The organism is Sphingopyxis sp., from assembly GCF_051861155.1.
In the GTDB taxonomy this organism is placed as follows: domain Bacteria; phylum Pseudomonadota; class Alphaproteobacteria; order Sphingomonadales; family Sphingomonadaceae; genus Sphingopyxis.
The window spans coordinates 92,645-105,418 of record NZ_JBHYDE010000008.1; the positions used below are offsets into that span (position 1 = coordinate 92,645).

8 protein-coding genes are annotated in these 12,774 nt (G+C 66.3%); 4 read left to right on the forward strand and 4 right to left on the reverse strand.

What is annotated here, in order from left to right; genetic code table 11:
- Positions 1-44: 44 nt before the first annotated feature.
- The 3 genes from ACTIFP_RS14840 to ACTIFP_RS14850 form a co-directional block, all read right to left on the reverse strand.
- On the reverse strand, positions 45-2,090 hold the full coding sequence (locus tag ACTIFP_RS14840; protein WP_439569479.1) for a hypothetical protein: 2,046 nt from the start codon (positions 2,088-2,090) through the stop codon (positions 45-47).
- Positions 2,087-4,000 (reverse strand): proprotein convertase P-domain-containing protein, encoded by a 1,914-nt coding sequence (locus tag ACTIFP_RS14845; protein ID WP_439569480.1) that lies wholly within the window; start codon positions 3,998-4,000, stop codon positions 2,087-2,089. Before ACTIFP_RS14845 ends, ACTIFP_RS14840 begins: the two co-directional genes overlap by 4 nt.
- A gap of 158 nt (positions 4,001-4,158) precedes the next feature.
- Positions 4,159-4,908: a 16S rRNA (uracil(1498)-N(3))-methyltransferase gene (locus ACTIFP_RS14850; RefSeq protein ID WP_439569481.1), complete on the reverse strand. Its 750-nt coding sequence runs from the start codon at positions 4,906-4,908 to the stop codon at positions 4,159-4,161.
- A gap of 205 nt (positions 4,909-5,113) precedes the next feature.
- On the opposite strand from ACTIFP_RS14850, the gene ACTIFP_RS14855 reads away from it, so the two are divergent.
- The 4 genes from ACTIFP_RS14855 (at position 5,114) to ubiA (ending at position 9,325) form a co-directional block, all read left to right on the forward strand.
- Positions 5,114-7,075: a pilus assembly protein TadG-related protein gene (locus tag ACTIFP_RS14855; protein WP_439569482.1), complete on the forward strand. Its 1,962-nt coding sequence runs from the start codon at positions 5,114-5,116 to the stop codon at positions 7,073-7,075.
- The gene (locus tag ACTIFP_RS14860; protein WP_439569483.1) at positions 7,072-7,674 is read left to right on the forward strand and encodes a TadE/TadG family type IV pilus assembly protein; all 603 of its coding nucleotides are present in this window, start codon (positions 7,072-7,074) and stop codon (positions 7,672-7,674) included. Before ACTIFP_RS14855 ends, ACTIFP_RS14860 begins: the two co-directional genes overlap by 4 nt.
- The gene (locus ACTIFP_RS14865) at positions 7,671-8,345 is read left to right on the forward strand and encodes a TadE/TadG family type IV pilus assembly protein (protein WP_439569484.1); all 675 of its coding nucleotides are present in this window, start codon (positions 7,671-7,673) and stop codon (positions 8,343-8,345) included. Before ACTIFP_RS14860 ends, ACTIFP_RS14865 begins: the two co-directional genes overlap by 4 nt.
- Before the next feature lie 71 nt (positions 8,346-8,416).
- Positions 8,417-9,325: a 4-hydroxybenzoate octaprenyltransferase gene (gene ubiA, locus ACTIFP_RS14870; protein WP_439569485.1), complete on the forward strand. Its 909-nt coding sequence runs from the start codon at positions 8,417-8,419 to the stop codon at positions 9,323-9,325.
- Between the two features lies 1 nt (position 9,326).
- On the opposite strand, the gene smc is transcribed toward ubiA, so the two are convergent.
- The gene (gene smc, locus ACTIFP_RS14875; protein ID WP_439569486.1) at positions 9,327-12,770 is read right to left on the reverse strand and encodes a chromosome segregation protein SMC; all 3,444 of its coding nucleotides are present in this window, start codon (positions 12,768-12,770) and stop codon (positions 9,327-9,329) included.
- Between the last annotated feature and the right edge of the window lie 4 nt (positions 12,771-12,774).

The window sequence follows — 12,774 nt, forward strand, 5'->3', positions numbered from 1 at the left end:
ATTTAGACTGTTCAGTACAGAATGCAATCGACTGTTGAACGGACCTATTCGACCAGTCCGCGCAGGTTGATCGTAAAGCTCGATCCCGCCGCCATCGTGCCTTTGGGCCGGATCCGGACATGGGTGACGGCGGCATCGACCCCGTCGGCGTCGGCGGTTGGCACATAGGTCCAGCTGGCGCCGCCATTGTTCGAAAATTCCAGATCGTCGGTCGCGTTCGCGAGGCTGGTGAAGCTGTAGGTCAGGCCGCTGGCGCCGGGCGTGAAGCGCACCGGGCCGGGGCCGGGGGCATAGGTGCCGACGAACAGGCCGAGATTGGTGGGCAGCGCGTCGGTGACGATGACGCTGTTGTTCGTCGGGCTGGTGCTGGCGGGCGCGGTGATGGTCAGCGTGTAATTCGCAAAACTGCCGGGGATCAGTTTGGGGTTGACCAGACCGTTCACCGGGTCGCTGTAGGCGACCGACGTCTTGGCGATCGCCAATGGCACGACATAGCTGTTGGTGAAGGTGCAGGTGATCGCGGTGTCGGCGGGATTGACCGTCAAGATATTGCCCGCGAGCGCGGTGCCATTGCCGGTGCAGGCCAGCGCCTGACTATAGTTGGCGCCGCTGCCGACGGTGAAAACCTCGCTCAGCGCCGCGTTTTCGGCGGCATAGACGGTGACCGCGGCGTTGGTGTCGGTCTCGTTCGCGCTGTTGGCGACCGACGACAGGCTGGCGTTGTTGATCAGGCCGCTGGTCGCGACGGTGACGGCGTTGGCCAGCACCGCATTGACCCAGGTCTTGCGCACGACCAGCGTCGCCGATCGGCGGCTGTTGGTCCAGGTGCAGGTGAGCGAGGTGCCTGAGGGCATGACGACGGTGCGGCTGAGCCCGCTGCCCGCGGTCGCGACGACGACATTGTCGCTGTTGCGGCGGCATTCGATGCTGCTGTTGTAATTCGCCGCCGCGCCTGCCGTAAAGGCTTCGGTCAGGGTGAGGGTGCTGCCGGGGATGGCCACCGCGGTCGCATTGGTCGCCGCGCCGCCAACGGTCGATGTGCCCGCACTGGCCGCGAAGCCGCCGGTGATGGCCAGGCTGACGGCATCGCCGACGATCCCGGTGACCCAGTTTTTGGTCAGCACGACCGGCGAGTCATTATCGGTGATCGTGTAGGTGCTCGCGGTGCGTGCCGCGCCGCCGCAGCTCGACGTGCTCGACACGGTGTAGCCGGTGCCGGGGTTCAGCGCGATCTGGATCGTCTCGCTGCCCTCGTTCGCGGTGTCGTCGATAATCTGGATGCCGAGCGGGACGGCGGCGTTCTGATAGGTGCCGGCGGGGATGGTGACGGTGAAGCTGGCGCCGCCGCCGGGGGTCGTATAATCGGTGCCGCGCACCGCGGTGCCGCCGGTGATGCTGACATTGACCGTCCGCGCCGCGAACAGTGTGCCGTTGACGGTCAGCGTCGGCAAATTGGCGGTCGCGAGCGATTCGACCCCTGCCGCCGATGCCGTCGACAGCTCGATAAAGGGATTGAGCGTGATCCGGATGTCGTCGAGGAAATTTCCCAGGCTGCCCGGGTCGGTGGTCACGAACTGGACGCGCTGGATCCCCGATGCGCCGGTGTAGGTTGTGGTTCCGGTGTTGACGTTCCAGACATTGTTCACGATCGACGATTGCGTCGCCAGCGCCTGGATCAGGGTGCCGCCGCTGGTCGCGATCTGAAAGCGCGCGGTCTGCGTCGCGGGCCCGCCCGACCGGGCGCGATGGGCAAAGGTCCACCCGATCGACTCGCCATTGACCATGCAGATATTCTGATAGAGCGCGCCGGGGACATTGGCGTTCATTTCGGCGAAAACCGACCCGGCATAAGCGGGGACGCCCTGAAAATTGGTATCCCACAACTCGATTTCGCCCGACGCGGAGTCCCAGCCGATGACCGATCCGTTCGGATATATCTGGAAATTGGCGGCGCCCGGCCCTTGCGGGTCGTTCGATTCGAACGAAGGGTTGACGATGACCCGCTGTGCCTGGACCGGCGTGGCGGTCGCCACCGCGGCCGCGGTGGCCAGCAGCGCGCACGGCCGAAAGAAGCGACTGCCCAGGATCAATTGATCGTCACATCGAACGCGACGGCAAACCCGGTGGCGGGCGCCAGTGTCGGCGCGGTGGCAGCGACGGCGGTGCCGGTGATCGAGGCGCCGAACGGATCGCTTTCGTCGGCGCCGCTGGCATTGTCGTCCTCGACCGTGGTGGCGCCCGCGCAGCTCGAACCGCTACGCAGCGAGCCGGGAACGAAGGTGGCTGTGCCGGGCAGCGCGTCGGCGACGTTGATCGCGGTCGCGGTCGCGGTGCCATTGTTGGTGACCAGGATGCAGTAACGCATCGTCGCGCCGGGGATCGCCTTGGGATCGGTGGTGCCATTGGTCGGGTCGCTGACGACGCTGCTGGTCTTGGCAATCGTCAAATTGGTGGTCGGGCGGCAAAAGCTGACATCATGGATCGCGATCGCCTGTTGCCCCGGATCGGTCGGCGCGAGGCTGTGATTGCCATAGCTGATGACGATCGTGTCCACCGGCGCGGAAAAGGTCACGACGACATTGCCGTTGGCGCTGGCATCGGCGGAGGTGCCGTCGCCATAGGCGCTGTTGCCGATGACATAATTGCTGACCCCGTTGGTCAGCACCGGCGTCACCGGCGATCCGTTGAAGCTGCCCGTGACGGTCACCCGGTCGGCGAATTGCCCGGCGGCATAGTCGATGTCGAACAGGCGGAACTGCGCGCCCGGCACCGCGGTGGGGAGCGTCATCGTCGTGGCGACGGTTCCCGACTGGCTGGTCATGTCGACCAGCTGGAAAATCGAAAATTGCGCCGGGGAAAAGCCGCCGGTGACGACATTCTGCCGCGTCGGCGACTGGCCGCCATAGGTGGCGTTGGTCAGGAACGCCCCGCCGCTGATCCCGATATTGAAATTCATCGTGCCGATCGCGGTCAGCGGATAGCTGCCGCTGGTCGTCCCCGCCGCCCAGGTGACGCCGTCCCAATCGTGCACGGTCGAACCGACCGGGCAGACCAGGGTCGGTGGCGTGCCGGCGACGCGCGTTCCGGCGACGGTGAAACTGGCGCTGTCATAATCATCCTCGCCCGCCGCGCCATTGCCCGGGGTCGAATCGAAATCGAACGCCGACGAGGCGCTGACTTCGGCGACATTGGCGATGGTCGCGCCCGCGGTCGCGGTGACGGTGCCGGTGATCGTCAGGGTGCGCGTCGTACCGGGCGGGATGCTGCCGACCGTCCAGACGCCGGTCACGCTGTTGTAACTGCCGAACCCCGATGCGCCGGTGAAGGCGAAGCCGGCGGGCAGCATGTCCTGCACCGTCACCCCGGTCGCGGTCAGCGCCGAGCCGCTGGCGTTGGTGACGCTGAGCACATAATTGATGCTGGCCCCGGCGGCGGGTGCCGCATTGCTGACCGACTTGGTCAGCGACAGATCGGCCGAGGGTGCCATCGGCACCGTCGTCAGCGTCAGGTCGGCGCGGGTAAAATTGCCGACGTCGCCGTTCAGCGAGTCGCAGATCGTCAGCTGCCACGTCCCCGCCGAACCCTGGCCGTTGAAACTCGCCAGCCCCGCCTCGGGGACAAATGTCCGCTGATAGGGCGGCGCGGCGGCGGTGTTGTCGTTCGCGCTGTGCGTTGAAATATTGGTCGCGGCGCTGTCGTCGAACAGGACGTTCAGATTGTCCGCCCCCGTCCCGACATTGGTGATCAGATTGACGACGGTGCCGGTCGGCGAGACCAAAGTCGCGCGGATGTCGCCGCGATAGCTATGACTGAATTGCACCCCGATATTGACGTCGGTGATCTGCGCGTTGGCGGCGACGGTGAAATTGCGCACCAGCGGCGTCGTGCACGGCGTCGCAGTCTCGCTGATCGCGCCGGTGGTCGTATTGCTATAGGTTGTGGTGGTCTGTGCCGCGGCCGGATTGGCGGCGAGCGTCAGCGCCAGCCCGACGAGCAGCAAAAGGGCTCGTACAAACTGTGCGCGCCGGCCCCCACGCCAGCAATATCGGCTCTGGTCCTGCCGTTGCATCGGGCCGCTATGCCCGCGCATAGCTAATATGCGGTTAAAATCGGGGGCTTGGCCGAAATTCTGTCCAGCAACGGCACAGCTTTGCCTGTTCAGCCGCTGCCGGTCCAGTCGCCATGCTGTGCCATCCACAGGCCGGTCGCCGCGATCGCCGCGGTTTCGGCGCGCAGGATGCGCGGGCCGAGCGCGATCCGGCGGGTTGTGGGATTATCGAGCAACAGCTCGCGCTCGCGCGCTGTAAAGCCGCCTTCGGGGCCGACAAGGATTGCGGCGGGGGCGGGGGCGGCAATAGCGGCCAGCGGCACGCCCCCCGCTTCGTCGGCGAACAGCAGCGCGCGGTCGGCGGGCCATTTGGCCAGCAACTGCGCCAGTTTGACGGGCTCGCCCAGCGCGGGCAGCGCGGTGCGCCCGCATTGCTCGCACGCCTCGACGATCTGCGCCTCCAGCCGCTCGCGCTTGACGCGTTCGACGATCGTGCGTTCGGTGATCACCGGTTGCAGTCGCGCGACGCCGAGTTCGGTCGCCTTTTCGATGATCCAGTCGAGCCGTGCCTTTTTGACCGGCGCAAAGCACAGCCACAGGTCTGGCACCTGCTCGATGGCACGCGTCTGGCGGTCGACATGCAGCGTCAGCGATCGTTTTCCCGCATCGGCGACACGGGCCAGCCATTCGCCGCTGCGATTGTCGAACAGCAGGATCGGCGCGCCGGCCTTCAGCCGCATGACGTTGAGCAGATAATGGGCCGCGGCGCCGTCGATCGCCGCCGTCGCCCCGGCGGACAGCGGCATATCGACGAACAGGCGGGGCGTGCTGGCGGGCGGCCAGGCGGGAGTCGCGGGCATAAAGCGCGCGATAGCAGACGGCGGAATTTTGCGCATCTGCCGCGTGCGGCATGGCCATCTGTCCCGATCCGGGTCAAAAAGGCCGCCCGATGCGGGGATCGCGCGGTCGGCGATTAGGGGTTTGGTAAGCAGTTCGGCCCTAGTGCAAGGATGCCAGCCACGCATCTGTAGTGGGCCGCGTGTCTGGACCAAGAGGGGTTAGACCATGCGAGGGACCGTATTCACCCGGCTGCGGCAGGGCGCCAACAGGCTGTCGCGCGACCAGCGCGGCAATGCGATGATGCTGACCGCCGCCGCAATCGTGCCCGTGCTCGCCATGATCGGGTCCGGGATCGACATCGGGCGCGCCTATATGGCGCAGCTTCGTTTGCAGCAGGCGTGCGACGCCGGGGTTCTTGCGGGTCGCCGCGCGCAGGCAGGCGGCACCTATAATGACGCGGCCAAGGCGGAAGCGAACAAGATGTTTGCCTTCAACTATAGCCAGGGCGCCTATGGCAGCACCGGCGTGACCTTTTCGTCGCAGGCATTGAACACATCAGACGTTACCGGTTCGGCGTCGGCCAACCTTCCAACCCAGATTATGAAGATATTCGGGTTTGACGACTTCAACCTGTCGGTGGCGTGCACCGCAAAACTCGAAGTTTCCAATACCGACATCATGATGGTGCTCGACGTGACGGGGTCGATGGACACCGTCAATTCGGGCGACTCGGTATCGCGCATTGAGGCGCTGCGGACAGCCGCCGTCGATTTCTTTGACACGCTGACCACCGCAGAACTGGGCGACGGCAGGTTGCGGTTCGGCATTGTCCCGTACAGCGGCACGGTAAACGTCGGTGCTATCCTGCTGGAAGAAAATCCGAGCTGGATAGCGGACGTTGCAACGACACCGACGCGCGTACCGACATTTATCGATGTCTGGGGGACCGGCACCACAACGACCGGATCGCCCAGCGGTACCACCTATCCGGGTAACCCCACGTCGGGCAGCAGCTGGTCTGGGTGGTCCAATTATGGAAGTGGTATCACACAAACCAATTGTGTCATTCCGACGCAGCCAGCCGGCGGGACCGCGACCAAGTCCGGTGCGGAGAGGAGCACGCAGACTGGTCAGTATGTCGATGGCAACGGCAACCGCGTCACGACGTCGAACGTCGAGCAGGACTGGACCTACGCCCGCTATGAATATCGCTGGAACACCAGCTCCAGCCCTAACCGGTGCCAACGGCGCTCGCGCCCGCATCTCTACACCGAAACATCGCCTTCGACGCTGACGCAGCCGCCGGTGAAACAGTTCAGCTATTTCACATACAAGAACCACGACCTCGAGGTGGGGCCGGCGAAATCTGGCAGCGCGTTGACCATGAAAACGGGAACGGCTGGCGTTGATGAAAGCTTTACCTGGGATGGCTGCATCATCGAGCGCCAGACGAAACCGTTCAGTTCGACCAGCACGGCGCCGTCCGACGCCTATGACATGAACATCGATCTGGTGCCCACCACCGACCCCGCGACGCAATGGCACATGTTCCTGCCAGAATTCGCCTATAGTCGTTCATCGCAGACTGAGACCACTTCCTCCAGCACATCGAACGTCAACAGCTTCGGCGACTTGGCGGATAGCGGTTCCGACACAGCGGCTTGCCCGCCGCCTGCGATGCGGCTTACCACGATGACGGCAGCCGATCGCTCGACCTTCGTAGCCAGGATCGCTGCGCTCCGGTCGCAGGGTTTTACCTATCACGATGTAGGGATGGTGTGGGGCGCACGGCTGTTGTCGCCGACGGGAATCCTGGCGGACGACAATGCGACCGCGCCGAACAACCGGCCGATCAACCGGCACATCGTGTTCATGACCGATGGCGCGCCGACGGCGCCGCGCAACAACTTTTCATTTCAAAGCCAGGAGCAATCGACCGGCCGTATCGGCGCATCGAGCGACACCGACGCGGTGAACCGGCACACGAACCGCTTCCAGCAAATATGCGCCCAGGCCAAGGGCCAGAACACCACCATCTGGATCGTCAGTTTCGGCACGACCTTGACCACGAATCTGCGCAATTGTGCCTCGCCGGGCGCCGCCTATCAGGCGAACAATGCGGCGCAGCTCAATGAGCAGTTTCAGGCCATTGCGCGGCAGATCTCGAAATTGAGGTTGTCGCAATGATCCGCCGGCTCATCCTGAATCGCCGCGGTCTTGGCCGTGACAGCCGCGGAACTGCGCTGGTCGAATTCGCTCTGACGGCGCCGGTCTTCTTGCTGCTGCTGCTTGGCATCATCGATTATGGCTGGAAATATTACGCCCAGCATGTGCTGCAGGGCGCGGTCAGCAATGCGGCGCGTGCCGCGACGCTGGAAGGCAATGCGCTCGATCAGGCAGGTCTCGATGCCGCGGTCCGCCGGAAGGTGCTGGTGGTGTTCAAGGGTGCGCGGGTCAGCTTTTCGCGTAAAGCTTATGAAAGTTACGACGCGATCGGCAAACCGGAGCCTTGGGAGGACGCGGCCCCTTACAACGGCGTCCACGATACCAATGAGTGTTTTACCGATCTGAACAACAACAATAGCTACGACAGGGATCGCGGCCTGGATGGCAATGGCGGCGCCGAAGACGTCGTTCTCTACACCGTCAGCATGACGTTCGACAACGTGCTGCCGGTATGGCGCATGCTGGGTCAATCGAAAGAAACGACGCTGCGATCGACTTCGGTGTTGCGCAACCAGCCTTACAACAACAACACCGAGACAAGCAGGCGCGTATGCCCATGACCGCTTTTCCCCTCTGGACAAAACTGGCCTCGCGGCGCTCGTCGCGCCGCAGGTTCGCGCGCGACAATCGTGCGGCCGTCATGATCGAGATGGCCTTTTGCATCCCGTTGCTGGTGTTTGTCGGATTCGGCGGGATTGAGATGGCCAATTTGACGCTGGTCAACACGCGGATCAGCCAGATCAGCCTCAGCACCGCCGACAATGCGTCGCGTATTGCCTTTGGCAGAAACATGTCGCTTCCGCAGGTGCGCGAACTGGACATCAACGAGGTTTTCACGGGCGCCGAAGAGCAGGCGCGCGGGCTGAATCTGCGGGCGAACGGCCGAATCGTCTTGTCGAGCCTCGAGCGCAATGCCGATGGCGGCCAGATGATCAAATGGCAACGCTGCTATGGCGATCTGCCGGTGCAATCACTTTACGGCACCGAAGGCACGGGGGCATCCGGAACGAGCTTCCCTGGCATGGGTCCGGTTGGCAAGCGGGTGGTGGCGGTCGAGGGCACCGCGGTGATGGTGGTTGAACTGACCTATACCTATCAGCCCGTTGCCTATGGGCGATGGCTGGGGCCGAGGACCATTCGGTCGGAGGCCGCATTCAATGTTCGCGAAGGACGCGACCTGACGCGGGTCTATCCTTCAGCAGGTGTCACACCCTCGGATTGCGACACCTGATCCAGGCCGTCGTCTGACGGATAATCGGTCATTTATCCTCGGTGCCGCGGCTGCTACATGCACCGCTGCCGATGACCGCCGCCCATCCTCCCGACAGCCAGTTGCGTGGTTTTGTGGCGCTCTTGCCCGCCGCTGCGCGGCCCTATGCGCTGCTCGCGCGGTTCGACCGTCCGATCGGCTGGTGGCTGCTGTTTTGGCCCTGCGCCTTCGGCTTGGCGCTCGGCGGCGGGGCGATTGGCCATTGGCCGCTGTTCCTTTGGCTGCTGCTCGGCGCGATCGCGATGCGCGGTGCGGGCTGCGTCTATAACGACATCGTCGATCGCGATCTCGACGCGCGTGTGGCGCGCACCGCGTCGCGCCCGATCGCGAGCGGTGCGGTGTCGGTGCGCAATGCCGCCTTGTGGGCGGTGCTACTGGCGCTTGTTGGCCTGCTGGTGCTGCTCCAGCTGCCGCTGCCGGCGCAGATCGTCGCGCTCGCCAGCCTGATCCTGGTCGCGGGCTATCCGTTCATGAAACGGATCACCTGGTGGCCGCAGGCGTGGCTGGGGCTGGTGTTCAGCTGGGGCTCGCTCGTCGCTTGGATCGCGGTCGATGGGCCCGGCGGTCTGGCACTACCGTTGCTCTACGCCGGCTGCATCGCGTGGGTGATCGGTTACGACACCATCTATGCGCTGCAGGACATCGAGGACGATATGCTGATTGGCGTCAAGTCGAGCGCGCGTGCGATGGGACGCCATGTGAAGGGCGGGGTCGCGCTGTGCTATGGCGCCGCGCTCGCTTGCTGGGGTGGCGCGCTATGGGTGGTACGGCCGGATCCGCTGGCGCTGATCGCGCTGCTCCCCGCGGTGGTGCACTTTACTGGCCAGATCGTCACCCTCGATCCCGTCAGCGGCGAGGACGCGCTGGCGAAATTTCGCAGCAACCGCTTTGCCGGGCTGCTGGTGTTCGCCGCGATGCTGGTGGTGGGGATGGCGCCCTAGCTTATTCCGCCGCAAGCAATTCCTCGGCGGCGCCCAGATCGACCGATACGAGGCGGCTGACGCCCTTTTCGATCATCGTCACCCCGAACAGGCGGTGCATGCGCGCCATCGTCACCGCATTGTGGGTGACGATCAGATAGCGGGTGTTGGTCTCGCGCGTCATGCGGTCGAGCAGGTCGCAGAAGCGCTCGATATTGGCGTCGTCCAATGGCGCATCGACTTCGTCGAGAACGCAGATCGGCGCCGGGTTGGTCAGGAACAGGCCAAAGATCAGCGCGACCGCGGTCAGCGCCTGTTCGCCGCCTGAGAGGAGCGTGAGCGTGCCGAGGCGCTTGCCCGGCGGCTGCGCCATGATTTCCAGCCCTGCTTCGAGCGGGTCGTCCGAATCGACGAGCTCAAGATGCGCCTGGCCGCCGTCGAACAGGGTCGTGAACAGCCGCTGGAAATGGCCGTTCACCGTCTCGAACGCGGCGAGCAGGCGGACGCGGCCCTCGCGGTTGAGATTGCCGATCGACCCGCGCAGGCGGTGGACGGCCTGCGTCAGTTCCTCGATCTCGGCGGCGCTTTTTTCGCGTTCGGCGTCGAGTATGATCAGTTCGTCGGCGGCGACGAGGTTGACCGGGCCGAGCCGCTCGCGGTCGCCGATCAGGCGGTCGTGCTGCGCCGATTCGGCCCCGGCATCGCGTACGCTCTCGCCGTTGAACCCCGCTTTTTGCGGCAGCAGCGGCGGCGGACATTCAAAGCGTTCGCCCGACAGGCGGCCCATTTCGATCCGCCTGAGCTCGGCATTTTCGGAGCGCGCAATCGCCCCGGCGCGGGTTTCGCGCGCCGCGGCGACGCGCTCGCGGATGGCGTTGAGCGCCGTCTCGGCTTCGCGCAGCGCCGCCTCAGCGGCGCGCTCCTGCGCCTCGGCGGCCGCGACTTTGTCGCGCAGCGCCGCCTGTTGCGCTTCGGCGGCGGTGCGTTGTTCGGCAAGTTTCGCAGGCGCATCGGCGAGCTTGGCGGCTTCGGCGGCCAGCGCGTCGGCGCGCTTGTCCATCTCGGTCACCCGCCGCGCCGCTTCGCCCGCGCGGGCTTTCCAGCTTTTGATTTCGGCGGTCACCACCGCCTGCCGTTCGCTTAAGCTCGCAAGGGTGCGTTCGTGCGCCGCGAGTGCGCCCTGCGCCGCGCCCGCATCGCCGCGCGCGCGTTCGGTGGCCTGTTCCTCGGCCGCCAGTGCGGCGCGGGCGATGCTGTCGTCGGGCAGCACCGCCAGCGCCGCCTCTTGCGTCGCGAGTTGCTCTGCGGCTTCCCTGGCCGCTTCGGCAATTTCGGTGAGGCGGCGGCCGAACAGCGCGGCGGCATCGCGGTGGCGATCGAGCGCCGCCTGCGCCTGATCGGCGGCGCGCAGCGCGGTACGGCGGGCCTCATCGGCCTGCGCGAGCGCGCGGCGCGCGGCGGCGGCGGCCTCGGTCAGTTCGGTCGCCTGCGTCGCGGCAACATCGCGGCGGTCGCGCAGGTTCTGAACGCCAAGTTCGACCTGCGGGCGCTGCGCGGCGAGCGCGTCAAGGCGGTTCTGGCGTTGCAGGCGCTCGGTCGCCGTGGCGCCGTCGCCGCGCGCCACAAAGCCGTCCCAGCGGCGCATCACGCCATCGGTGGTAACCAGCCGCTGGCCCACATTGAGCGGCTGTCCGTTGTCGCTGTCGGCCACCGCAACCTGTGCCAGACGGCGCGCGAGCGCAGCCGGCGCGGTCACGAATTCGGCCAGCGGCCGCGTTCCGGCGGGCAGCACAGGGTCATCGGCTTGCAAGTCGGCGCCGCCCCAGCTGCGCGATGCAGCTTTGTCGGTCCCGGCGTCGAGGTCGTCGCCGAGCGCCGCGGCGAGCGCGGCTTCATAGCCGGGCGCGACGCGCAGCTGATCGAGGATGCGGTCTTCGTCGCGGCGTCCGGCCGCCAGCGCGCGGTCGAGCGTCGCAGCCTCGCCGTCGAGCGCGGCGAGCGCGGCGCGCGCTTCGGCCAGCCCCTGTTCGACGCCCGCAAGGTCGGCGGCGGTCGCTTCGCGGCCGGCTTCGGCATTTTTCAGCGCCGCTTCGGCGGAGGCGATCGCCGCTTCGGCCGCCTCGGCGGCGTTGACGCTGTCGCTATGGGTCGCGGCAAGCGCGGCACTATCGCCCAACGCCGCGATGTCGGCATCGACGCGCGCCTTGTCGCTGTCGATCCGGCGCACCGCCGCCGCGGCGCTGTCGCGCGCCGACACCGCAATGCGCCGGTCAGCTGCCTCGCTCGCCGCTTTGGCGCGCGCCTGCGCCAACGCGACCTCGGCATCGCGCAACCGGGCCTGCGCCGCCAGATTGGCGTCGGCGAGCGCGGCCTTACCAGCATCATGGCCCGCGATGTCGTGTGCCAATGACTTGCTCTCGGCGTCGAGGTCGGTCAGCGCGCGATGCGCTTCGCGGGCAAATTCGCCTTCGCGCGCGCGGTCGTCGGCCAGCCGCGCCTGCTGCGCCGCCAGATCGTCCAGCCGTTGCAGCGCGGCGCGCTCCTCGCCCTGCAGCCGGACCTGCGTCGCGGTCGCTTCGGCCAGCGCGTCGCGCTGTGCCTGTGCGTCGTGCCGCGCGGCGGCGACGCGGGTCGCGACCTCGGTCTGCGCGGCGGAAACGGTTTCCAGCTCGTGCTGCGCGGTCTGGACCGCCGCCTCGGCCGCATCGCTGTCGCGGCGCGCCTGATCGGCGGCGGCGGCGGCATCGCGCCAGCGCGCATAGATCAGCCGCCCCTCGGCGATGCGAATCTCGTCGCTCAGCTTCTTGTATTTCTCCGCCGCGCGCGCCTGCCGCCGCAGCGCATTGGCGCGTACCTCCATGTCGGCGGTGATTTCGGACAGGCGCGTCAGGTTGGTTTCGGTCGCGCGCAATTTCTGCTCGGCATCCTTGCGGCGGACATGCAGCCCGGCGATCCCGGCGGCTTCCTCCAGCATCGCCCGGCGATCAGTCGGTTTCGCTGCGATGACATTGGCGATCTTGCCTTGGCTGACCAGCGCTGGGCTGTGCGCACCGGTCGCGGCGTCGGCAAAGATCAGCGCGACGTCCTTGGCGCGCACATCGCGGCCATTGGCGCGATACGCCGACCCCGCGCCGCGTTCTATGCGGCGGATAACCTCCAGATCGTCGCCGTCCTCGCCGTCGGACAGGCCCGCGACGAGCGCGCCTTCGGTGTCGCAATGCAGCGCGACCTCGGCAAAATCGCGCGCCGGGCGCGATGCGGTGCCGGCAAAGATGACGTCCTCCATGCCGCCGCCGCGCATCGATTTGGGGCTGGATTCGCCCATCACCCAGCGGATCGCTTCGAGCAGGTTCGACTTGCCGCAGCCATTGGGGCCGACGACGCCGGTCAGACCGGGCTCGATGCGCAGTTCGGTGGGTTCGACGAAAGATTTGAAACCGGTCAGGCGCAAGCGTTTTATCTGCACGGAG